This is a genomic window from Nocardiopsis sp. NPDC055879, from assembly GCF_053615935.1.
In genome coordinates this window covers 1-22,509 of sequence record NZ_JBSHCT010000029.1, presented here as the reverse complement: position 1 = coordinate 22,509, position 22,509 = coordinate 1, and the positions used below count along the sequence as shown (strand labels likewise).

19 protein-coding genes and 1 pseudogene are annotated in these 22,509 nt (G+C 68.3%); 6 read left to right on the top strand and 14 right to left on the bottom strand.

Translation table 11 applies throughout. The annotated features are described in order from the left end of the window. Positions 1–77 precede the first annotated feature (77 nt). The 5 genes from ACWGKS_RS26085 to ACWGKS_RS26065 all read right to left on the bottom strand — a co-directional run bounded on the left by ACWGKS_RS26085 (position 78) and on the right by ACWGKS_RS26065 (position 5,232). The gene (locus ACWGKS_RS26085) at positions 78–2,882 is read right to left on the bottom strand and encodes an AAA family ATPase (RefSeq protein WP_358511881.1); all 2,805 of its coding nucleotides are present in this window, start codon (positions 2,880–2,882) and stop codon (positions 78–80) included. Between the two features lie 488 nt (positions 2,883–3,370). After that, positions 3,371–3,556 (bottom strand): DUF397 domain-containing protein, encoded by a 186-nt coding sequence (locus ACWGKS_RS26080; RefSeq protein ID WP_358511879.1) that lies wholly within the window; start codon positions 3,554–3,556, stop codon positions 3,371–3,373. Positions 3,557–3,611: 55 nt separating this feature from the next. After that, positions 3,612–3,791 carry a DUF397 domain-containing protein gene (locus tag ACWGKS_RS26075; RefSeq protein ID WP_358511876.1) on the bottom strand — a complete coding sequence of 60 codons (180 nt, stop codon included), beginning with the start codon at positions 3,789–3,791 and terminating at the stop codon, positions 3,612–3,614. Positions 3,792–4,189: 398 nt separating this feature from the next. Continuing rightward, entirely contained in the window at positions 4,190–4,384 is a 195-nt protein-coding gene (locus ACWGKS_RS26070; protein ID WP_358511873.1) for a DUF397 domain-containing protein, read from the bottom strand. Then, on the bottom strand, positions 4,384–5,232 hold the full coding sequence (locus ACWGKS_RS26065) for a helix-turn-helix domain-containing protein (RefSeq protein WP_358511871.1): 849 nt from the start codon (positions 5,230–5,232) through the stop codon (positions 4,384–4,386). Before ACWGKS_RS26065 ends, ACWGKS_RS26070 begins: the two co-directional genes overlap by 1 nt. A gap of 505 nt (positions 5,233–5,737) precedes the next feature. Between ACWGKS_RS26065 and ACWGKS_RS26060 the strand changes: the two genes are divergently transcribed. Together ACWGKS_RS26060 and ACWGKS_RS26055 are read left to right on the top strand one after the other, a co-directional pair. Beyond that, complete coding sequence (locus ACWGKS_RS26060; RefSeq protein WP_358511868.1) at positions 5,738–6,127, top strand: ATP-binding protein; 390 nt, start codon at positions 5,738–5,740, stop codon at positions 6,125–6,127. Continuing rightward, positions 6,124–6,696 (top strand): hypothetical protein, encoded by a 573-nt coding sequence (locus ACWGKS_RS26055; RefSeq protein WP_358511865.1) that lies wholly within the window; start codon positions 6,124–6,126, stop codon positions 6,694–6,696. Before ACWGKS_RS26060 ends, ACWGKS_RS26055 begins: the two co-directional genes overlap by 4 nt. Positions 6,697–6,855: 159 nt before the next feature. On the opposite strand, the gene ACWGKS_RS26050 is transcribed toward ACWGKS_RS26055, so the two are convergent. Continuing rightward, a complete protein-coding gene (locus tag ACWGKS_RS26050; RefSeq protein ID WP_358511976.1) occupies positions 6,856–7,794 on the bottom strand; it encodes a PfkB family carbohydrate kinase in 939 nt (312 codons plus the stop codon). A 44-nt stretch (positions 7,795–7,838) separates the two neighbouring features. After that, a complete protein-coding gene (locus ACWGKS_RS26045; RefSeq protein WP_452524332.1) occupies positions 7,839–9,113 on the bottom strand; it encodes an AGE family epimerase/isomerase in 1,275 nt (424 codons plus the stop codon). A 358-nt stretch (positions 9,114–9,471) separates the two neighbouring features. On the opposite strand from ACWGKS_RS26045, the gene ACWGKS_RS26040 reads away from it, so the two are divergent. Beyond that, positions 9,472–10,332: an SDR family oxidoreductase gene (locus ACWGKS_RS26040; RefSeq protein WP_452524330.1), complete on the top strand. Its 861-nt coding sequence runs from the start codon at positions 9,472–9,474 to the stop codon at positions 10,330–10,332. Here the strand turns inward: ACWGKS_RS26040 and ACWGKS_RS26035 are convergent. The 5 genes from ACWGKS_RS26035 to putP form a co-directional block, all read right to left on the bottom strand. Then, positions 10,325–11,140 carry an alpha/beta fold hydrolase gene (locus tag ACWGKS_RS26035; RefSeq protein WP_358511856.1) on the bottom strand — a complete coding sequence of 272 codons (816 nt, stop codon included), beginning with the start codon at positions 11,138–11,140 and terminating at the stop codon, positions 10,325–10,327. The genes ACWGKS_RS26040 and ACWGKS_RS26035 overlap by 8 nt on opposite strands. A gap of 108 nt (positions 11,141–11,248) precedes the next feature. Continuing rightward, on the bottom strand, positions 11,249–12,589 hold the full coding sequence (locus tag ACWGKS_RS26030) for an acyltransferase family protein (RefSeq protein ID WP_452524328.1): 1,341 nt from the start codon (positions 12,587–12,589) through the stop codon (positions 11,249–11,251). Positions 12,590–12,992: 403 nt separating this feature from the next. Further along, on the bottom strand, positions 12,993–13,823 hold the full coding sequence (gene nadE / locus ACWGKS_RS26025; RefSeq protein WP_452524326.1) for an ammonia-dependent NAD(+) synthetase: 831 nt from the start codon (positions 13,821–13,823) through the stop codon (positions 12,993–12,995). A 113-nt stretch (positions 13,824–13,936) separates the two neighbouring features. Further along, the gene (locus tag ACWGKS_RS26020) at positions 13,937–14,560 is read right to left on the bottom strand and encodes a putative glycolipid-binding domain-containing protein (RefSeq protein ID WP_452524324.1); all 624 of its coding nucleotides are present in this window, start codon (positions 14,558–14,560) and stop codon (positions 13,937–13,939) included. A gap of 129 nt (positions 14,561–14,689) precedes the next feature. Continuing rightward, positions 14,690–16,252: a sodium/proline symporter PutP gene (putP, locus tag ACWGKS_RS26015; protein ID WP_452524355.1), complete on the bottom strand. Its 1,563-nt coding sequence runs from the start codon at positions 16,250–16,252 to the stop codon at positions 14,690–14,692. A 552-nt stretch (positions 16,253–16,804) separates the two neighbouring features. Between putP and ACWGKS_RS26010 the strand changes: the two genes are divergently transcribed. Beyond that, positions 16,805–16,975 (top strand): hypothetical protein, encoded by a 171-nt coding sequence (locus tag ACWGKS_RS26010; RefSeq protein WP_358511845.1) that lies wholly within the window; start codon positions 16,805–16,807, stop codon positions 16,973–16,975. 620 nt (positions 16,976–17,595) lie between these two features. Further along, positions 17,596–20,145: an FxSxx-COOH system tetratricopeptide repeat protein gene (gene fxsT / locus ACWGKS_RS26005; RefSeq protein WP_452456166.1), complete on the top strand. Its 2,550-nt coding sequence runs from the start codon at positions 17,596–17,598 to the stop codon at positions 20,143–20,145. Between the two features lie 22 nt (positions 20,146–20,167). Here the strand turns inward: fxsT and ACWGKS_RS26000 are convergent, their stop codons facing one another. Further along, positions 20,168–21,559 (bottom strand): tetratricopeptide repeat protein, encoded by a 1,392-nt coding sequence (locus tag ACWGKS_RS26000; RefSeq protein WP_452524353.1) that lies wholly within the window; start codon positions 21,557–21,559, stop codon positions 20,168–20,170. 243 nt (positions 21,560–21,802) lie between these two features. Continuing rightward, positions 21,803–22,318, bottom strand: a pseudogene (locus ACWGKS_RS25995) (NB-ARC domain-containing protein); the annotation flags it as partial. Between the two features lie 39 nt (positions 22,319–22,357). On the opposite strand from ACWGKS_RS25995, the gene ACWGKS_RS25990 reads away from it, so the two are divergent. Further along, positions 22,358–22,480 carry a hypothetical protein gene (locus tag ACWGKS_RS25990; protein ID WP_452524358.1) on the top strand — a complete coding sequence of 41 codons (123 nt, stop codon included), beginning with the start codon at positions 22,358–22,360 and terminating at the stop codon, positions 22,478–22,480. Positions 22,481–22,509 lie beyond the last annotated feature (29 nt).

Here is a 22,509-nt window from a genome sequence, read left to right as displayed (position 1 = left end):
GGCCGGACGTACCGACCGGTCGGCACGTTACGGTGATCCGTCCGCCCCATCGCGTCCGGACCGGGATGCCTCCCCCTTCAGTTGAAGAGGCGGGCCAGATCCACCCGGGACCTGATGTTGAGCTTGCGGAAGATGCCGCGCAGGTGGTGCTCCACGGTGCGCGGGCTGATGAACATGTGCGCGGCCACCTCACGGTTGGTGGCGCCTTCCGCGACCAACCGGGCGATCTGCTGTTGTTGCGCGGTCAGCTCACCGGTGGGAGGGGTCTCGGGTCCGCGTTCGGAGGTGCCGATGGCGCGCAGCTCGGCGCGGGTCTGTCGGACCCACAGCCGCGCCCCGAAACGTTCGAAGGTCTCCAGGGCGTTGTACAGGTGTTCGCGGGCCCGGCCGGGTAGGCGGCCCCGTCGCAGGTGGGCGCCGAACAGCAGCTGGGTGCGCGCGTGTTCGACGTCGTCGTCACCGCAGGCCCGGTGCAGGGCCAGGGCGGTCCCGAAGTGGTCGGTCGCCTCCTCGCCCGTGGCGAGGAGGCCGTCCCCGCGCGCGGCCAGGGCCAGGGCGCTCGTGCTGTCCACGGACTCGGCCCAGCCCCGGTATCCGGTCAGGGAGGCCCGTGCCCACTCCATCTCGCCCATGCGGACCGCCGCCTCCACGAAGTGCGGGGCGGTGAGCAACCGCATGGTGGGGTGCCCGTTCCCGGGGCCGGCGTGCACCAGGGAACGCAACCGGAAGAAGGCGTCGGCGGCGTTGCCTCGGGACAGTTCCAGGACCGCCAGCGCCCAGGAGGCCAGGGCGGCGGGGAGACCGAGGCTGTTCTCCCCCGCCTGGGTGGCGACCGCCCGTGCCCGGATCCGGCAGGTCTCGACGTCGCCCTGGATGGCGGCGATCATCGCCAGTGACGCCAGGTTCTGGGTCGCCCAGATGGCCTGACCCGATTCTCGGGAGGCCCTCAGCCCTTCCAGGGCGGTCCCGGCGGCGGACGGGAAGCGCCCGCTCCAGAACTCGGAGAAGACGAGGAAGGCCAGGGCCGAGGGGACGAAGGTGTGTTCGCCACGGGACCGGGCGGTCTCCGCCGCGCGCGAGGTCACGCTGCGGACGAAGGGCGCGTCGCCCAGACGCAGACCGCAGATGCCCGCCCACACCAACTCCGTGGGGGTGGACACCTCCGAGGAGAGCCGGACCGCCTCGCGCAGCAGCGGGGTGGAGCCCGTGTAGTCGCCCCGGAAGGAGATGCTGCACCCCTCCAGGTACGCGGCGGTCAGCCGCATCGGGGTGGGGTCGTCCGGGCGCACCAGCCGGATCGCCAGGGCGGCGGCGCGGTCGTGTCGTACCGGATCGCCCGCGTAGGAGGCACTGTCGGCGGCGCGGGCCAACGCGCGCAGAGCCAGGTTCCGATCGTGCGGGGCCAGGTCACGGCCGATCTCGAATAGGCGCTCGGCGGCGTCGATGGCGTTGGAGTCGCGCATCTTCAGCTGGGCGTCGATGAGGTCGATGATGGCGCGGCGTCGGTCCGAGACGGCGAGTGGTCTGGCCTGGGCGAGCAGCCGGGATGCCCGGCCCGTGTCCCCGGCGAGGTAGGCCTTGTGGGAGGCGCTGGACAGACGGCAGGCGCGTTCGTCCGCCTCCGGGGTGAGGGCGGCGGCGCGTTCGCTGGTGAGTGAGGCCGCCAGCGGGCCCTCCAAACGTCTGGCACCACGCGCGGCGACCGCGACCCGGTCGGCCAGGTCGGTGTCGGGGGCCTCGGCTCCCTGCGCGGTGTGCCGGGCGAACTCCACCGGCGCGAACTCGGGATCGGTGACGGCGGCCAGGGAGCGATGAGCGGCGCGCAGCCGACCGATGGGTGTGCCCTGGGGGATCGTGTCTCGTAACAGCGGGTCTGTGAAGGTGACGGTGTCGACGTCCACGACGACCAGGCCGCGTTCCTCGGCCGGCTCCAGCACGGAGACGGTCGCGTCGGGCCCGCCGGCCGCCAGGAGCAGGTGGAGTCGGGGGTCCGCGGACAGGGCGGCGAGCAACAGCACGTCCCGCGTGCCCTCGGGCAGCGCGACGTACGGGGCGAGGAGCGCCGAACTCAGCCGCACCGGGAGGGGTGGTGGTTCGGGTAGCGCCTTTTCGCCTTGGATCTGGGCCGTGCTCAGTCCACCGAGGAACCCGAGCAGCGCGGCCGGGTTGCCGTGGCAGGCGCGCACCAGGGCGGAGCGGACCGAGGAAGCGAGGTGGGCCGGGGCCCGGTCGGTGAGGAGGTCGTGGACGGCGCGGTCGCTCAGTGGGGCGAGCGGGTGTTCGGTGACGCCGTGAACCACGGGTTCGCGGGCTCCGTTGCCGGTAGGGCCGGGAACGACCCGGGTGTCGGTGGGTTTGCCGCGCCCGTCCTGGGCGGCGAAGACGAGGGCGACGGCGGTGCCCGTGAGCCGCCTGGCGGTGAAGGCGAGGGCGTCGAGTGTGGGGGTGTCGAGCAGGTCGGCGTCGTCGACGCGGATGAGGAGGGGTTGCTCGGACGCGACCAGGGAGACCAGGTCGAGGAGGGCGGTGGAGAGGGCGAACCGGTCGGACTCGGCGACACCCCCTCGGGTGACGGCTTCCCGGAGGAGGGCGCGTCGGTCCTCCGCGAGTCGATCCAGTGCGGGTTCGACCGGTCTGAGGAGTCGGTGGAGTCCGGCTAGGGGGATGTCGGATTCGTCGGCGACACCGGCCACGTGCAGGACGGTGAAATCACCGGCGATGGTGCGGGCGTGTTCGAGGAGGGTGGTCTTGCCGAGGCCGGGGCCGCCGGTGAACAGCATGGACACACCTCGTCCGGACCTCGCGTCGCCCAGAGCGTCGGCGAGTGTCCGCTGTTCGGCGTCCCGTCCGCGAAGACGTGGACCGGGGGGATCCGTGTACATGTGTGCCACGTGTCACACCGTTGCACAGAGGGACCCGGTTCCGGCAGGTTCGACCAGGGACACTGGTCGTTTCACCGATCCCCGCACCGAGTCACGCGCGCCACCTCGAACCGGGGGTTCGCGCGAGCGAAAGCGGGCCTCACAAAGAGACCCTGGGGGACTTGGAACCCTTACTCCACCTGTGGTTCCGCCGCTTCGTCTCGAAGAGGTCGGCGGCCCGCATCCACCCCCGAAAGCTCCCTGGGCACCGCTCGAACACGACCGCCCGGGTTATCAAGACGTTACGTGCGGGCAACACCCAACCCGCGAAACAGACAAATGGGACACATGCCACCATCGGCAGCTTTCCGCCGTCATTGGGAAAGCGGTGCGTGTTCGCGGACTCCCCCAGGAGTCGAAAGAACCACGCGCGGGCCATCCCGGCCATCGTGTTTCCACAGCCTGTGGACAACGCCTTCACCCCGGCCCGCGCTCCCGCTCACCTCCGGTCAGCGCAGGTCCCTCTTGGTCGTGTGGAGGAAGGCGTTCCACTCGGCCGGGCTGTAGATCAGCGCACCCAGCTCACGGTTCTGGGTATCGCGGACAGCGGCACCGATTGGCCAGTCCGCCACCTCCACACAGGCAGTCTGATCAGCGCTGTAGGAGGACTTGCGGAATTCCAGGCTCATGCTCATGTGGGAAGTCCTTCTACTAAGGGTTCCACCCGCGACTTGCGAGGCTCGCCTTCGGTCAGCGCAGGTCACTCTTGGCGGTGTGGAGGAAAGCGTTCCACTCGGCCTGGTCGTAGATCAGCGCACCCAACTCACGGTTCTGGGTGTCGCGAACAGCGGAGAAGGCAGGGGTGCCAGCCACCTCCACACAGTTGCCGTTGGCCCCGCTGTAGGAGGACTTGTGGAAGTCTGTCGGCACATGCGCCACCTCCACACAGGCAGTCTGAGAAGCGCTATAGGTGGACTTGTACCAGCTCTCCGCAGGAATGCTCTGGTTCATCTCATGCCTTACATAGATGTTCGAAGACCGTCGGAATGTTGTGACGTCCGGCGGGTCCCCCATGAAAATGTCAGCGGTTGGCCCTGGCATACCCACTGGTGCAGAAGTCATAGCGAAGATGAACTTGCTGATGCCGAGACCCGCGCTACGTACAAGGTCATCGGTGCCCGATCGAGCCTGGCGACTCTCCGGCCTTCCGGCCATCACGCTTTGTTCGGGAGCACGCGTGCGTGGTGGTGAAGCAGCAGCGCGGACCCGGGCCTGTTAGTCGCGGGTGGAGCCCAAGGGTTCCACCCGCGAGGCTTCGAACTGTTTCGCTAGCCGAGGTCGCGCTTGGCGAGGTTGAGGAAGGATTCCCACTCGCCACCGGAGAAGAAGAGTGCCCCGAGTTCACGGTGCTTAGTGTCTCGGACCCCGGTGGTCGGCCCTTCCGAGACCTCGACGCAGTTGTGGGCTCCGGAACTGTAGGTGCTCTTGTGCCAGGGTGTTGACGCTTGGCCCTGTTTCAGCATCAATGTACCCTTTCGTCTAGTTCTCTGATTTGTTCCTCGATGCGAATTATGCTCTCACGCTTGCCCAAGGCAGCCATCTGGAGTTTGTTGAAGACGAGTTCATAGACACCGGTGTGCTGAGGACGGTCCCAGAAGTCGGAGCTGGTGAGATCCTCCAGGTAGACATAGGTCGATTCGACCTCGTCCAGGTATAGGAGTGTGAACCCGGTTCCCATCGCTGCGTGCTCGCCTGCGGAGTAGGGGAGCACCTGAAGGTCAATATGGGGCTGATGAGCTAGTTGGCACAGGTGCTGTAGCTGATCCTGGAGAGTGGCGGGGCCGCCGACCGTTCGCATCAGAGCCCCCTCCCCAAGGATGAGCCCTACGTGGGGTGGATCTTCTTGGGTGAGTACGGCAGCACGGTCCATACGACCTTTGACAACCTGGTTGATATCAGCGGGTGCGATGGTGACTGATGTTGAACAGACGGCCTTGGCGTAAGCAAGAGTCTGGAACGGGGCAGGGATGAGTTCCTCGTAGAAAAACCTCAGATCTGTGGCGTCTGCCTCCATGCTCACGTAGCCACGGGCGAAGTCGAGGACCTTGCCATAAGAGCCACGCTTACGGGCGGAAGCAGCCAAGTCTCGAAAAACGGTCGCCTGATCGCCGCTCAACCCGAACAGTTCGACGAGGTTGTCGCACTCGGATGTGCCCAGTGTGCTGTAGCCGAGTTCGAGCTTGCTGATCTTCGAAGTTCCACAGCTCAGCGACTTGGCGAGTTCCTCTCTTGTGAGCGCCGCGCCCTCACGTAGCCGCCGGATTTCACGGCCCAGTTGGAGGCGTAGTACCCGTGGTCCTGAAGTCACCATGACTCAAATCCGCCCTTGAAGTCCGACTCGTCCGTCTGCCGAGTTCCAACCTGGTGGCCTGGTTCAGCCTAAGTGGAACTTCTACTTGACTTTCCCATGGCAACACTGTCTCCTGATTACAACGAGTATTCCACCGGTTCCAGAAGGTTGTCAGGGGCTTGGCGAGGTCGGATCGGCTTCCTCGAACTCAGTTGCTGAGTTCGGTCTCGCCCTACATGTGGAGGCTCGTGTGCCCGATCGAAACTCCATGTGTCCGGGCATGCAGAAGGCCCTGGCAGGTGCTAGAGACACCCGCCAGGGCCAGCCGACAACCAACCCTTCAACCAGGAGTTGCCGACATGTCCATTGTCCCTGAAATCCCCACGCCCGCCTACCCGGGGCGGCGGTGGCAGGCCCGCCACTACCCCGGAACCCGCTCCACCTGCACCCGCTTCCGGGCGGAACTGCGCTCTGACCTGCACGCCCTGGCCGGGGTACCCCGCTCCCTGTGCGAGGACATCGAACTGTGCGAAGCGAGGCCTTCGCCAACTCCGTCACGCACTCCCGCTCACAGCGCCCCGGTGGCACGGTGGTCCGCCTGCTCTCCACCCCGATCGTCATAGGGAGCCAGGCCACCGTGCGCCTGTCGGTCATCGACGACGGACCCCTGAACGCACGCCCGGTGTGCCCGCCCGCGCGAAGCTCCATCGAAGAGTGGGAACAGGCCGAGTCCGGGCGCGGCCTCCTGCTCATCCACCAACTGGCGAGCGAGTGGGGCACCCAGCGCTGGACCGATCCCACCTCACCGGCCGTGTCGGGCACGGTGCTGTGGGCGGAGTTCGCCTATCCCACGCCCGCCACCCCCACCGCTACCGCCGGCACCTCCACCACCTGCGCCTGCGGGGGTGTGCGATGAGCAACGCGACCATACCCATGGACCTGCGCCGGGTCCTGGACGCTCCCCGAGGCCGACGCTTCAGCCACACCCCGCACCGACCCGGAACCCGCCCGTCTCCGCGCCCCTCCTCAGGTGCCACAGCCGACCCGCTTCCGCCGCTGGTCTCCCTGGGCCGCACCCCCAGGGAACGCGAACTCCTCGCCCAGATGCCCGACACCCCCGGCCTACGCCGCCGAATCGAGCGCGGTGACCTGCCCGAACGAATACGCCGAGCCGCCTCTGAGGGCTCCTGTTGGCGGCAGGATCAGCGCCCCGACCACACCGCACAGCCCGAACCCGAGCCGAATCCCGCCCCGAAACCGGCTCACGAACCCGACGAGGACGTCGAGTTCGACCGCCCGCTACCGATCCCGCGCCCACGCCGGGAGTACGTGCCGCCGCCTCCGCTCCCTCGAAGGTCGGACCGCCCGCGCCGCCCGACGAGCCACCGCAGGCCCCGTCGCCGAATCGGCCACCTCATCACCGGCTACGCACTGGCCGCGCTGGCCGGCGCCTTGGCCCAACCGCTGATCACCTTCCTGAGCTGACCGAACGGGACCCACCCATGAGAAGGCCGCACCGGGCACACGAAGCCCGGTGCGGCTCGGGTCGGACAGACCACATCAGGTGACCGACGAATCAAGACGATACGGACCCCGGTCGGTGCGGACCGAGGGCCGGGGGCCGAGGTCCGGGACCGACGAACGCTACCCGGCCGTGGCCCGGGCCAAGGCGGCGTTCAATTCCTCCGACGTGGGCGGCTCGGCACCCTCCCGGGTGACCGTGTGCGCGGCCGCCGTGGCCGCGTGCGTCAACAGCGCCTCCAGGTCCGCCTCCGTCAGGCCGGCCAGACGTTCCCGGGGCGCATCCCCCAACCGACCGTCCAGATCCAACCGGTGCAGGAGGGCGCCCATGAACGAGTCACCCGCGCCGACGGTGTCCACCACCTCCGTCTTCGGGGCCGGTACCGAGGCCGACACCCCGTGGGAGAGCGCGAAGGCGCCCTCCGCACCCCGGGTGACCACGACAAGGACCGGGCCGAGGGCCGCCAGTGCCGAGGCGGCCTGTTCCAGGGTGTGGTCGGGATAGAGGTAGTCGAGGTCCTCGTCGCTGGCCTTGACCACGTGCGCCTGGGCGGCGTGCCGCAGGGCCAGGGCGCGGGCGTCGGACCGATCACCGATCACAGCCGCGCGAATGTTCGGATCGAGTGTGATGGTCACCCGGCCCCGCCCGTGTTCGCGACGCAGCAGGGCCTCGATGAGGGAGGCTCCGGGTTCCCGGAACAGGGCGATCGAGGCGGCGTGCACCGCGACGACCTCGGGTTCCAGGGTCTCGGGCAGCTCATCGGACCGCCAACGCCAGTCGGCGGCGTCATCCATCCGGAAGTCGTAGTTCGCCGACCCGTCCGCGGCCAGGGTGGCCAGGGCCAGGGCGGATGGTTCGTCCGCGTCGACGAGCCCGGCCGGATCCAGCCCCTCACCCAGGAGGCGTTCCCGGATCATCGACCCGAACCCGTCGGAACCGATCCGGGCCAGGAGCCGGGTGGGCAGACCCAGCCGGGACGCGGCGACCGCCGTGTTGGCGGGACCACCACCGGGGGCCGCCCACAGGGCCTGAGGGCCGTGCCGGGTGGGCAGCAGGTCCATGACGTTCTCCCCGACCACCACGAGCCGGGAGGGTGTCCGCTCGTTCACTCCGCACCCCCGTCGACATCACGGGCGGGCAGGGCGGACGCGAGCGAGGTGGACAGACCGATCTGGGGCAACAGCACCGCCTGGTAGGCGTGGTAGACGTCCGGTTTGCCGGCCCACACCGAACCCGATGGCCGATTCCGCGGATCCAACTCGTGCCACCAACTCCCGTTCTCCCGGTCCACGTGGTGCCGGTCGGCGTAGGCCCACCAACGGTCCAGGTGCTCGGTGTACTTCTCCGCGCCGGTGCGTTCGGCCAGGACCCACGCGGCCATGGTCGCCTCCGCCACCACCCAGTGCATGCGTTGCCGCACCACCGGTCGGTCCTGCCAGTCGAGCGTGTAGACGAACCCCTCGGCCCCGTCGACGTCCCAGCCGCGACGGACCGCGTTGTCGAAGAGGAGTTCGGCGTCGGTGAGCAGCCAGTCCGGCACCGGTTCACCGGCCCGCTCCAGGGCGAGTTCGAGGTGCACCAGCAAACGGGCCCATTCGAGCAGGTGCCCGGTGGTACTACCGAACGGGCGGAAGGGGTGGTCGGGGTGGTCCCGGTTGTAGTCCGGCAGGGGTGTCCAGTCCGGGGTGAAGTGCTCGGGCAGCCGCCAGTCGTGGTCGGCGGCCACCCCGTGGATCAGGCGCTCGGCGATCGCGAGCGCCCTACGGGTCCACAGGGTGTCACCGGTGACGTCGGCCGCGGCGAGGAAGGCCTCCACGCAGTGCATCGCGCTGTTGGCGCCACGGTAGGGCTCCGTGGTGGTCCAGTCGGCGTCCCAGCTCTCCCGCACGCACGCGGCGTCGGGTTCCCAGAACCTCTTCTCGATGACGCCGAGGGCCTCGTCCAGCAGGGCCCGCGCCCCCGGACGGCCGGCGTGGGCGGCGCTGGCGGTGGCCAGGACCACGAAGGAGTGCGGGTAGGCGGCCTTCTCCGGCAGCGCTTGGGAGCGCTCCCGAAGACTTCTCGGATCCCCGCCCTCCGGCACCTCCTCGAACCATCCGCCCAGCTCCGCGTCGCGCAGCGGACCCGCCAGGGCGGCCAGCCCGTGATCGGCGAGATCGGCGGCGTTGGGGACCCCTCGCAGGTGCGCCAGGGAGAACACGTGGGTCATGCGCGAGGTGATCCAGGCGGCGGTCGCGCGTTCGGGCTCCACCCCGCCCTTCGCGTCCAACCAGCCGAAGCCCTCCGGGACCGCGGCCCCGGAAGCGAAGCCCACCAGGCCTCGCTCCTGCTCCCTCAGCCACGCGGCCCCTCCCGGGACCGGGTGTGTCGATGCGGTCAAACCAGTGCCTCCTCGGGGAGTTGTTCCGCGCGCAACGCTATCCCGCCCCGACCACCTCGGGAAAGACCGTGGGGCCGGGTGGTTCGAACCGAAGGCGGAAGTCGTGCCCACGGCCGCGGTCTCGGTCTCGGTCCCCTTCCCATGGCCGGGGCGGGCCAGGACGGAGACCGGAGGTCGGAGACGGGAACCAGGGGCGCAGGGGACGGGAAGCCGAGGGCCGAGGGCCGGAGATCGAGGGCGGGAACGGCACCGGCGGCGCGCGTGCGAAAAGCGATGGCGATCACCCCGGTCGGATGACAGAGTGCCGCCAACCGATGAGTCTTCGTGCCCCCATCCGCCGAATCGACAGGAGACGAACATGGACCATCCGCCCCAGCCCCACCACGAAGAACCGGAGCAGTCACCGATCCCCCTCTCACCGCTCACCCGTGACCCGCTCCCCCTCCGTGGGCGTGTCGCCCTGGTCACCGGGGCCAGCCGACGCGAGGGCATCGGCTACGCGGTCGCCCGCCGCCTCGCCGCCTACGGGGCCTCCGTGATGCTCCACCACTTCCGCCCGCACGACGAGTCACAGCCTTGGGGCGGCGACGACGTCGAGGCGGTGGCCGACGGGGTGCGCTCGGTGCTCGGTGACCCGAACGCCCGCGTGGCGCACATCGGCGCCGACATGGCCGATCCCCAGGCCCCCGCGCGAGTGGTCGAGGCGACCGTCGCCGAGTTCGGCCACCTGGACGTCCTGGTCGCCAACCACGCCCGCAGCGGCGGGGACGGCACCCTCGCCGAGATCACCGCCGACATGCTCGACGGGCACTGGGCGGTGGATGCCCGATCCCCGTTACTCCTCGCCCAGGCCTTCGCCGCCCGACACGACGGTCGCCCGGGCGGGCGGGTGCTGTTCATGACCTCCGGGCAGATGCACGGGCCGATGGCCGGCGAGGTCGCGTACGCATCCGCCAAGGGCGCGCTGGCCCAGATCACCCCCACCATCGCGGCGGAGCTGGGGCCGCGCGGCATCACCGTCAACACGGTCAACCCGGGCCCGGTGCAGACCGGCTACATCGAGGGGGAACTCCTGGAACGGGTGGTGCCCATGTTCGCGCTGGGCCGGTTGGGTGAACCGGACGACCCCGCACGGCTATTGTCCTGGCTGGCCACCGACGAGGCGGCGTGGATCACCGGCCAGGTGATCAGTTCCGAGGGAGGGTTCCGGTTCACCTGATCCGGGCGACCAGCCGATCGGCGGCGTTGCAGGTCCACCTGATGTGTTCGGCCACCGCGAGCGGATCGTCGGCCATCGGGATGTGACCGGCCCCGAGCAACGACACCATGCGTGCCGACGGAACCCGCTCGTGGGCGTGCCGGGCGCTGGAGGGCAGCAGGGTCCGGTCGTGGTCACCCCAGGCGATCGTGACCGGACAGTCGATCGGGCGCGAGACGAAGTCGTACTCGGCGATCTTGGGCACCATGCGCACGTACGGAGCGCCGGGTTCGAGCCCCTGCACACCGAACCTGGTGGCCTTCGCCTCCGGAGAGGAGGGGTCCCCGCGCAGGGCGACCCGGGCCGCCGCCCGGGCGGGAGGGGTGTCCGCCAGGCGTTCCTTGACCGGCATCGGGATACGGGTGGCCAGGTTGGCGACCACCCCCACGGTGCGCATGCCCCAACGGGCGAGGTTGTCGGAGAACCCCGCGGGTGAGAACACCGTGACCGAACCGGCGACCCCCTGCACGCCCAACTCCAACGCGATCGAACCACCCAGCGAGTTGCCCGCCAGGTGCGGGTGCTGGAGGCCGTGCAGCGCGCAGAACTCCCGGATCACCCGCACGAGGCTGTGCACGTCGTAGGGCTCGTCCGTGGAGGGCGCCGGCGACTCACCGAAACCCGGCAGGTCGATGGAGACCACCTCGTAGTCGGCCACCAACTGCGGCGCCACGGCCCGCCAGCTCTGTCTGCGGTCCCCGAGTCCGTGCAGGAGAACGATCGGTCGTCCACTGCCGTGCCGTTCGTAGGCGATGTGTCTGGGGTCCATTGGTCGTGTCTACCCTCGCGCGCCCATCAACGCCACACCGTTCGGGTGTGAATCTGGACAAGAGGTGGATTCCCGTCGACGCCTCGTGACGGCCGATTCACCCGGTGGTCAGACGCGGACCGCTTCGCGTACGGTCTCCCGCACCCGGGCGCGCGGGGCGGCGGTGAGCAGTAGACCGCAGATGACCGCGATCAGTCCGAGCACCGGCAGCGGCCCGAACCCGAGACCGCCCACCGTGAGGACCAGCAGGCCCCCGCCGATCAGGGCCGCGGCGGCCAACACCCGGATCAGGCCGGGGTCGCCCTTGAGCATCCGCGGTGGCTCCTCGAAGCGCACCGCCCAGTGTGCCAACGGCAGGATGAGCGGGATCAACACCACCATCCCGAGGACGCCCCACAGCAGCCACAGACCCGTCATCGGTTCGGGGGTGTCGATGCCCAGACCGAACACCAGCACACCGGCGACGACACTGATCGGCAACATGTGCCAGAGGTACACGGTCATCAACTGCGGGCTGATCCGGTCCATCATCCGCGCCGGCCCTGGTCGGTTCACCCAAGCGGAGATCACGTCGCGCAGCAGCACGGAGACACCGATCTGCAGGGCCCCCAGCGCCGCCAGGACGAGCGTGGGCGGGGCGACGTTCGAGGTCTCGGCCGCGAACACACCCGTCATGTTCAGCGAGTACGGACCGAACCAGGCCAGCAGCAGAGCGGCCACGCCACCCACGACGGCCAACCCGGCGGCCTGTGCCTTGCCGATCGAGCCGGTCGCGTACCGGAAACCCATCTGGTGCACGCCCAACCAGACGAACGCCACGTTCAGGTAACCGAGCCACTCGACCCCGGAGTTGAACCGGAGCGTGTCCACGACCACCGCGCAGGCGAGCAGCACCGCCGGGACCCACCAGCCGAACCGCTTCTGCGCGGCGACCAGCGGCGGCGTGGCCATGACCACGATGACGTAGGAGGCCAGGAACCACAGGATCATGCCCGCGGCACCCGCGCCGACCAGGACAGGCTGCGCCGGCGCCCCACTCAGGACGATCAGGTGGCAGGCCACGATCCACACGACCGCGAGGGGCACCACCGGCCAGGCGAGCCGGCGTAGCCGCTTGGCCCACCACACCCGGGCGGGCTCGCCCCGCCCCGAGGCCGAACGCCAACTCAAGTAGTTGGCGGCGCCGCCCACGAAGAAGATCAAGGGCATGACCTGGGAGATCCAGGTGAGCGCGAAGCCGCCCTCGGAGCTGAGGACGCTGCCCGCGGACAGTTCGCCCTGGGTCTGCACGCTGAGTACCGGAAGCCACCAGTGCTGGCTCACCACCAGGACCATGACGAACAGACGCAGTACGTCGAGGAAGCGGTCGCGGGTACGGGGCGCGGGCACGGCGGCCTCGGCTGCGGTGGTGGGCGGTCGCCCACCCGCGGGTTCGACGGTCATGGTCATCGGTATGTCGCTCCTTGGTCGTCCCGCACGACCGGTGAGCACACGAAGGCGCCCGCTGGTCGCGGTGACCGGGATACAGGGGGTGTCGACACGTCCCCGCGGAGGCCCTGGAGTGAGACCGCGAGTGGCACTCGATGACGCGTCGTCGAAAACGACCCTAGGCGCGGAGGCCGTTCGGTCGCGATGGCACAGGATCCCCTCCTCGACGGCGGCAGGCCCACCCACCGAGGTAGGGCCTGCACTACCTTGCACCCGAGAGGACGGGTGTCGGAAGGGCTTGGTGAGAAAATACCCGATCCGCGGCCCACCGGTCAGAGGCCTGTGGATAACGATGCCGGGACCATGGCACCACCGACCGGTGGGCCGCCCCGGTGAAGGCGACGGCCGAAGGGGACGGCGGCGGTCAGGGAGCGGTGGGCATGGCCCGCTTGTGGGCGGTGGAGCGGTAACGGCCCACCAGGAGACGGGTCACCTCGTCGTCGACGGGCAGTCCCTCCAGGAAGTCGTCGATCTGCTCGTAGGTGAGGCCGAGGGCCTCCTCATCCGGCTTCTGCGGGGTGAGTGTCTCCAGGTCGGCGGTGGGCACCTTGTGGACCAGGTCCTCCGGGGCGCCGAGCGCCGCGGCGACCGCGCGCACCCGGCGCTTGGTGAGCCCGGCCAGCGGGACCAGGTCGGCCGCGCCGTCGCCGTACTTGGTGAAGAATCCGGTGACGGCCTCGGCGGCGTGGTCGGTGCCGACCACCAGACCACCCAGGCCACCGGCGACCGCGTACTGGGCGATCATCCGCTCACGGGCCTTGACGTTGCCGATCACGAAGTCCTCGGCGGCGCCGTCGGCGTAGCTCATCCCGGAAGCGGTGAGGGCGGCCGCCATGGCGTCGGTGGCGGGTTGTACGTCCACGGTGAGGCAGCGTTCGGGTGCGTCGAACTCCACGGAGCGGGCGGCGTCCTGCTCGTCCTTCTGGACGCCATAGGGCAGGCGCATCGCCACGAACTCGGCCTCGTGCCCGGACTCACGGGCACGGTCCACGGCCAGTCGGCACAGTCGCCCCGCGACGAGCGAGTCGACACCGCCGCTGATGCCCAGCACCAACGCGCGCGCTCCGGTCGTGGTGAGCCTCTCGGCGAGGAAGGCGACACGACGCTCGATCTCGGCGTCGACGTCGAAGTCCGCGGGGACCCCGAGGTCGCGGATGATCTCGCCGCGCGCCCGGCTCGGATCGGTCTCGGTCACGTGTGCTCCCTCGATGTACTGCGGCTGTTCCCCTCGATTATCGCCCGCCTCGTGTTACGCGCGGGTTTCCAGGGTCCGCGCTTCGACGTTCCCCGATCCCGGCGCCCCTTCGGTCACCTCGGGGTCTGGCGGGAGGGCACGTGTCGAGGGGGTGGGGAACCCGGGTGAAGCCTGCGGGCGAAGCGTTCGTAGTCCACCACCACACCGTCCCCGTCCACGGACATCCGGTACTCGCCGTGCAGGGGGTCGCGGTAGGTGTACCACTCCAGGCCGCCCTCGGCCGCGTGCCGGATGTAGCGCTGGCGAACACGTCTGACGCGCAGGGAGGGGACGTCGATCCACACGACCGTGATGTCGCGGTGCTCCCCCGGTCTCAGGCCCAGTCTGCGGATGGGGAGGGTGTTGGTGAGCGGTGTGGCGGCGACGTCGACGTCGAGGCAGCCCACCAGTTCGGGCAGTTCACGACCGTTGGCGTCGCTCCAGTGGCCGCCTTGGGCCCGGAGGGTGATCGATTCCGTGCCGCCGGCGGAGAGGACCTCGGCGCGGACCTCCGTGGTCGCCCAGGCCAGGTCCGTTCGCACGGTGAAACGGGTGAAGAACCTCCCCTCGTCCTCGACGACGGTCTCCCCGGCCTCCAGGCGGAAACCATCGGGCTCGGGCAGGAGGGCGCCGAGCCCCAGTCCTTCGGGGACGTCGGTGCGGGTCCAGGCTGCCGGGTGTTCCGTCGGTGACGACATGTCACCGTTCTACCGTTCCAGGACCGGGCGACGCCAGAGCGCGACCGGGCCCGTGCCGCACGTGACACGGGCCCGGAAGCCTTTCGTTACAGGACCTGTGGACCTTGACGATCCGATGCCCCGACGGACTCAGGCGGTGGTGGTGGGTTCCTCGTCCCTTCCACCGTTCTTGATCTCGGCCTCGACGCGGTCGAAGTCGGCCTCCATCTGCGAGCTGACCTTGCCCAGGCCGTTGAAGACGAGCATGCAGGCGAAGCTGAGGATGACCGCGGGGACCATGGCGTACAGGCCCCATCCCAGGAAGGCCTCGTCGATGAAGTCCCAGAGGATGGCCATGCCGCCGCCGGCCACCATGCCGGCGAGGGCGCCCGCCCAGGTCATGCGCTTCCAGAAGACGGCCATGAGGAGCACCGGACCGAAGCCCGCGCCGAACCCGGCCCAGGCGTAGCCGACCAGGTCCATCACCGAGCTGTCACCGAACAGGGCGACCAGGGATGCGACCACGGCCACGACCACGACGGTGCCGCGGCTGACCCACATGAGGAAGCGGGGGTCCGCGTCCTTGTTGACGAAGCCCTTGTAGACGTCCTCGGTGATGGCCGAGGCGGCGACCAGCAGCTGGGAGTCGGCGGTACTCATCACGGCGGCCAGGATGGCGGCCAGGAGGAGCCCGGCCACCGCCGGGTGGGAGAGGGCCTCGATCAAACGCGGGAAGACCTGTTCCGGGTCACCCAGCGGGGTGTCGAAGTAGGCGATGCCGATGAAGCCCACCAGGACCGCGAGGATCATGGCGGAGACCGCCCAGCTCACGCTGACGACCGCGGCCTTGGGGATGTCCTTCACCGAACGGATCCCCATGTAGCGGGCGAGGATGTGCGGCTGACCGAAGTATCCGAAGCCCCACGCGAGTCCGGAGATGACGACGACCCAGCCAAAGGTCTCCGCGCTCACCCAGGTTCCGAGGTCCGCGTCCAGGGAGGTTCCACCGAATGCCGACATCAGACCGTCGGCCTTGGCGCCGACTCCGTCCGCGAGTCCGCCGAACCCACCTAGGAGCGAGATGGCGAGCACCGGGACGATGAGCAGGGCCAGCCACATCATGACGGCCTGCACCACGTCCGTGTAGGAGACCGCGAGGAATCCGCCCAGCACGGTGTAGAGCACCACGATGCCCGCACCCACCGCGATGGCGGGTACGGGTGACAGCCCGAGGACCATGTCGAAGAGTGATGCCATCGCCACGAGGCCGGAGGCGACGTAGAAGAAGTAGAAGACGATGATCAGGACGGCGGAGACCCCGCGCAGCATTCGGGTGGGGTCGTTGAAACGGTTCTCCATGAAGGAGGAGATCGTGAGGGAGTCGGAGTCCCCGCCGGACCGGGTGTCGGTTACCCGTTCGGTGTAGACGCGGAGCCGCGGAGCGAGAAGGATCCAGCTGCCGGCGAAACCGGAGGCCAGTCCGACCGCGATCCAGGCCTCGCCGAGGCCTGAGACGTAGATGGCTCCGGGAAGCCCCAGCAGCAGCCAACCACTGAAGTCACTGGCGTTGGCGCTGAGAGCGGTGACCCAGCTGTTGAGCTGCCGGCCGCCGAGCACGAAGTCGGCTTGTGAGACGGTGCGCTTGTAGACCCAAAGGCCGATCGCGACCATCCCGGCGAGGTACACACCGAAGGTCAGGATCGACCAGATCATGGAGTCGTTCAACCGTCCCCTCCTTTCCCTGAAAAACGCCAACGTCGGACCGTTATGCGTAACTTATGCGGAACAAACAGATCATCACCTTGGCCCGCCTGGACCACAATGCCCGTGTGCGGAAAAACACCCGTTCGAGACCTCGTCGAGTCTTCGACCAGGAACAATTGTCCGTCCCGCCACCGCCCGGGCATCTCCTTTGTCTGATCGGACATGCCAGTCATCAGGTCATGGGACCTCACGACAATATGGGCGCCCGGTCGCCGGGGCACGTGCGGGCTGTGGGTGGGCGATCGGCGGACCGCTCGGGTCGGCCCCTCCGCCGTGGACGGTTGGCCGCCCAGGGCGTACGTACCCGCCTCCAGACCACACAGGTAGGCCGGCGGGTCCTCCGGGCCCGTGCCCGAACCGGCGAGGTCGCGTTCGGCCCGCTTGTCCGGAAAAACCCGAGAACCCGACCGGTTCGGCGTTCTTCGGGGAGGAGTGGACCTCCGGCCGACCTTCCACGGCCGAGGGTGGTGGAAAGCGGGGTGAGCGCGTTAACGTTGCCGCATGGACGCACAGCCCGCCGCCATCCGCGCCCGCAGTATCGGACCATCGGGGATATGTCCTCGCGGTGAGCACGACTGGCAGCCCTCCTCACCAGGGTCGGCCCGCCACCTGTGCACCAAATGCAACTCCATGATGATGCGCAACTACGAACCCGAACCCACTTCGGGCTGACGCGCGCCCGGTAGGAGTTCCCGCCCCTCCATTTCCTTTCCATGGCCTGGCCTGCGCATTTTCGGATGGCACCACATCTCCTTTTTCACGTGGCAAAAACGCGCGTTCAGGCCGGTTTTTCGCTTCCGCGGACTCGTTCCGGCAACCGTTGTCCACAGGCTGTGGACAACTATCGACAGAAACGAAGGCAGAACCTAGCCTGGGACCAAGCGCCCGCTGTCGGCCCCGTCCACCCACAGCGGGAAACCCGCCCGGTCCGGTGATGGTCTTCATGTCCACCGGACCCGTCGTCACGCGAGGCATGGGGATCACGCCATGAACCGGTGCCCCGGACCCCCAGGGTCACGGATCACGCGGGCGGTGGACGGACACCGCACGTCCCCCCACCATGCCCCGGGCACGCCCTCCTCACCGCGGGAGACCCCTGCGCGCGCACATCCTCGCGGCCGCGCGCGCACCGCGTATCCCTCTCGGGACTCGCCTCGGGCACCGGGCCCGACCCGGCCCGCCCCATCCGTGTGCTCGACCCGTGACCGTCCGAGAGTCCCCGGTGAACGGTCATCCCCGGCCCGCGTCGCCGGGCCCCTCGCTCAGCGCCATATGAGAAAGCTGGTGGACCGATGACGACCGGCCGCCTCCGGAAGAGGGACACCACCCGTCTCCCGGTGATCGGCGGGGTTCCCCGCGCCAACCCGCACTTCACCGGTAGGGAGGCCATTCTGGAGCAGATCCACGAGGTCTTCTCCCGGCCCGGATCCCGGTTCCTGATCGGTGGGGGAAGCGGTGTCGGCAAGAGCCGCATCGCCACCGAGTACGCGCGCCGTCACTCGGAGGAGTACGACCTCATCTGGTGGATCCCCGCCTCCACCGACATCGACTCGCACCGCGCTTACCTGCGGCTCGCCGAACACATCGGACTGCCGGTCGCCTACGAACACGTTCCCCGCGCCGTCCAGACCGTACGCGACGCCCTCTCCGGCGGGCACGCCGTCGGCCGCTGGCTCCTGGTCTTCGACGACGTCACCGACGTCGAACGGCTGGCCACCGACTACTTCCCCACCGGAGGGGACGGCAACATCCTCGTCACCTCCCGCGACCACCGTCGGACCACCCGGACGCTCCCGGCGGGCCGGTTCGACGGACAGGTCGTCCCCCGGCTCACCAACGCCGAGAGCCTCTCGCTGCTGCGCCAGGTCTGCCCGAAACGCCTCGAAGACCCCCGGGACGGTGAACGTCTGGCCGAACTGCTCGAATACCTGCCCCTGACCCTCAACCAGGTCGGCGCGTTCCTGCGCGAGTCGGCGGTTCCCACCGCGGAGTTCCTGGACACGTTCGAGGAACGCTACAACCGGATGCTCTGCTACTCCGGCCCGGACGACCACACGATCCCCCTCAAGGTGGCATGGAGCATCCAGTCCGAGGAACTGGCCTCGGGCGGCGAAGAACACGAGATCGAGCACATGGTCCTGGAGCTGATCCGGCTCTGCGCGTTCTTCGCGCCGCGTCCCCTGGGGCGCGCCCTGTTCTCCCGCCCCCGTGACCTGGGCCCGACCCCCTCGGGCACCGCGCTGCTCGGCGACGACGCACTCCTGGGGCGAGTCCTCGACTTCATGAGCCGCCACCACCTCGCCTACCTCGACCACGAGCGGAACACCCTCCAACTGCACGAGCTGTTCCAGTCGGTCATCCGCGAGTCCCTGCCGCACGCCGAACGGGTGCGGTACCGGGACCTGGCACACCTGATCCTGGCGCGGAGCGACCCGGGCAACCCCACCGACCCGGCCTACCGGACCATGTACCTCCGGCTGTACGCGCACGTGAAGGCCTCGCAGGCCTGGCTGAGTCGGGATCCACGGGTGCGCGGCCTGGTGCTGAACGTGGTCGACCTCCTCACCGAGGTGGGCGACTACTCCAACGCCACCAGCCTGGTCGAACAGGCCGTCAACTCCTGGTCCGACGACCCCGCCCTCCGTATGCACGCGCGGCTGCGCCGCAACAAGATCCGGCGCATCCACGGCGAGTACGTGACGGCCCTGGCCGAGGCCGAGCGGATCCACGCCGACCAGATCGAACGCGTGGGCGGTGACGACGACGAGTCCCTGGAGTCACTGCGCGCGGTGGCCATCTCCTTCAGCGGACTGGGCCGCTTCGAGGAGGCGGGTCGGCACTTCCGTCGCATCCTCGAACACCGACGCTCCGAGTACGGCGAATCCGACCCGCAGACCCTGGAGGCCGCGCACGACTACGGCCAGGTCCTCCAGGAACAGGGCCGGTTCGAGGCCGCCCTCGCCATCGACCAGCACACCTTCCGGGGCCGGCGTTTCGTGCTGGGCCCCAACGACGTGCACACCCTGCGCAGCGGCCTGTCGGTCGGCCTCAACCTCATCCTGCTGGGCCGCCTGGAGGAGGCACGAATCCAGATCGAGGAGTGCATGGACCGCTTCACCTCCGCGGCCCAACCGGACAGCCCGCACGTGCTCCAGGGAAAGATGTTCCTGTCCGTCACCTACCGCAGACTTGGCCGCACCGGACCGGCCACCGAGCTCTCGCAAGGAGCTCTGACCATGTACCGACGCAACCATCCCGCCGATACCCGGCAAGTGCTGTACTGCCGAGTGATCAACATGGTGAACCTGGCGGGCACGGGCTCCGACGAACACCTGGAAGAGGCGGTCCGTGAGGCCGAGGCGCTCATGCGTCCGCTGGACGAGCGTTATCCGAACGAGCACCCGTTTCCCGCCACCGCTCGTCTCAGCGCAGCCATCGTGCTGCGGGCCGCGGGTCGTTACACCGAAGCACTCAAACTCGATCAAGAGGGACTGGAACGCCTAACGCGCATCTACGGCCCGGGAGCGTTCAGCTGCTTACCGGCCACATTGAACCTGGCCACCGATCTGTTCCACCTCGACCGTGTCGAGGAGGCACACCAGTTGGAGGCCATGACGGTCGCGGACTGTCTGCTTCGGTTGCCCTCCGACCACCCGACCTTGTTGACCACGCATCGGAACCATCTGGTGACCCGGCATGCCATGGGTGAGGACATGGCTGCCAAGTGGAGTGAACTGCGGGCGGTATTCATCGATCGGTTCGGTTCCGATCACCCTGGTGCGGCGTCGATGTCCACCTTCACGCGGCAGGACTGCGATGTCTTCCCCATCGCACCCTTGTAACACGAACTTCTTGGTGCAGGTTTCATGTCAGGCCGTTTCGTATCAGGCCTTCGATTCTCTCCCGAAGTCCGGACGAATCGGCCTCGATGGAACCCTTCAAGACCTCCAAGGCCTCCTCATACTCTCGCCGCGCGTGGTGGTCTCGTCCTGCGTCACGGTGCAGTTCACCAAGCCGATACAGACAGTGCGCGAGGGACCGACGGTAATGGTCGCCGGATCGATAACCCTCGATCGCTCGGGCATAGGATCGCACCGCGTCATCGGCACGTCCCATGGCCAGGTGGGCATCCGCCGTCGCTTCGAGCACTCGGGCCTCACCGATGAGGTCCCCGCCCTGTCGATAGAGCACCGCCGCCCTTTGGTACGCGGCGATCGCCTCGTCCCAGGAACGGACCCGGACAAGCAGCATCCCGAGTTCGAGCAGAGCAAGTGCCTCACGAAGCGAACCACCCAATTGTGCGGCGACCTCCAGAGCCAGCCGCACCGCCATGAACGCCTGCTCGGTGTGCCCCGACTCTCTCTGTGCCACGCACAGGGTCGTCAGGCAAGAGAACTCGCTCAACCGGTTACCGGTCTCGTGGTGGATGCGCGCCGCCCGCTCAGCCAATGACCAGCTCTCCTCGAACCGTCCCTCTTCCAAGTGGGTCCTGGCCAGATTGCCGAGAGCGATCCCCGACCAGGTTCTTTTCGAGAGCGGCTCCAGGATCTCCAGGGATCGACGGAAGTGCTGTGCGGCCTGGTCGAGCCGTCGGACCCTCAGATGGACGATTCCGATGGCGTTGAGGGACATCGCCACTCCGAATTCATCCTTCATCGTTCGCCTGAGCTCATGGGCCCGGCGGTGGCGTTCCAAACCCTCCGGGTAGCGATGGCCTTGCACACAGGCCATGCCCGATGCTTCGAGTAGATCGGCCTCTGCTTCCCTGTTCCTCTCGCGAGTGGCCGCGATCATCCCCGATTCGATCATTCGTTCCCACTCGGAGCCGCAGGCGTAGAAGACGTACACATGGCGCAGGATGACGGGAAACCGCCAAGTGAGCGCGTCCAGTCCGGCTTCGGCCGTGGCCTCCACGAGTGCGGACATGTTCAGGGACTCACGATCGAACCAGCGAAGCGCATCCTGGTGACCAGAGAAGGTGGGCACCTCCGTCTCCGGCCTCGGAACCCCACCCAGATCGTGATGACGCAGGTGGGAGTCGGTGGCCCGGGCCGCGGCGTCAGCGGAGTACAGGTACCAATGGGCCAAGTTCTCCAAAGCGGTACGCCTCTTCTCTTCGGGATCCTCGTTTCGCGCCCTGTCCAACGCGAAGGAGCGCAGCAGATCATGGACTTGGTAAAGATCGGCATCCGTTTGCTCGACCAGATGGGCTCCTACGAGAGCGTCCAACGCATGGCGAACCACCGTCGTGGACATTCCGCAGAGTGCGGCGATCGCGTTCGTCCCGAAGGTCACCCCCGGGTACAGGCCCAGGGAACGGAATACTCCAGCCGTCTCTTCAGGCAAGGGCCGATAGGACCAGGAGAAAACCGAACGAACAACGTGCGACTCGTCCTCGGGTTCGCTCGCCAAAACGGTCCACAAGGTGGACTCGTCCCGGAGGTCCCTCAGGAGGTCGCCCAAGGGCATGTACGGGCGGCTCACCGCGCGTTCAGCCGCGACTCGTAACGCTAGAGGAAGGTGACCACAGAGTCGGGCCAGTTCGGCGACTTCCTCCGGAGAATCATCTGGACGGTGCCGGGCGGCGGCCCCTTCCAAGAGGGCCACTCCTTCAGCGGACTCCAAAGCCCGAACCGTCAAGCGTCGTGCCCCCTCCAGCGCCACCAGACCGGACAGCCTGTCGCGGCTCGTTACCAGTACGGCACAGGTGGATGTCCCTGGAAGCAGAGGACGTAATTGGGCTGTGGTCGCCGCGTTGTCCAGGATGACGAGAATGCGACGGTCCGCGATGAGAGATCGGAACAGACCCGCTTTGCCATCGACATCGTGTGGAACGACGTCCGCTGTCGCTCCGAGTGCGAGTAGAAAGCGGTCCAAGATCTGGTCCGCTGAGACCGGTCGGCCGGTGCCATATCCCCGAAGGTCGGAGTAGAGCTGCCCATCGGGGAAGCGACGCCGGACTCGGTGGGCCCAATGTAGGGCCAGTGCTGTCTTCCCTACTCCGGGAGTGCCCACGATGGTGTGGAGCAGGGTCCCACGCAAATCACCGATGTCATGATCATCGAGATGGACGTCGAGGGTCTTGAGTTCCGCGACACGGTTGACGAAGCCGTGAGCCTTTTTCATCCTGAAGGTGCAGGTCACAGCCCCGTACCGGTCTCCCCGAACCCCTTCTGAACAGCAAGAAGCCCCTGGTAGGTGGGTTA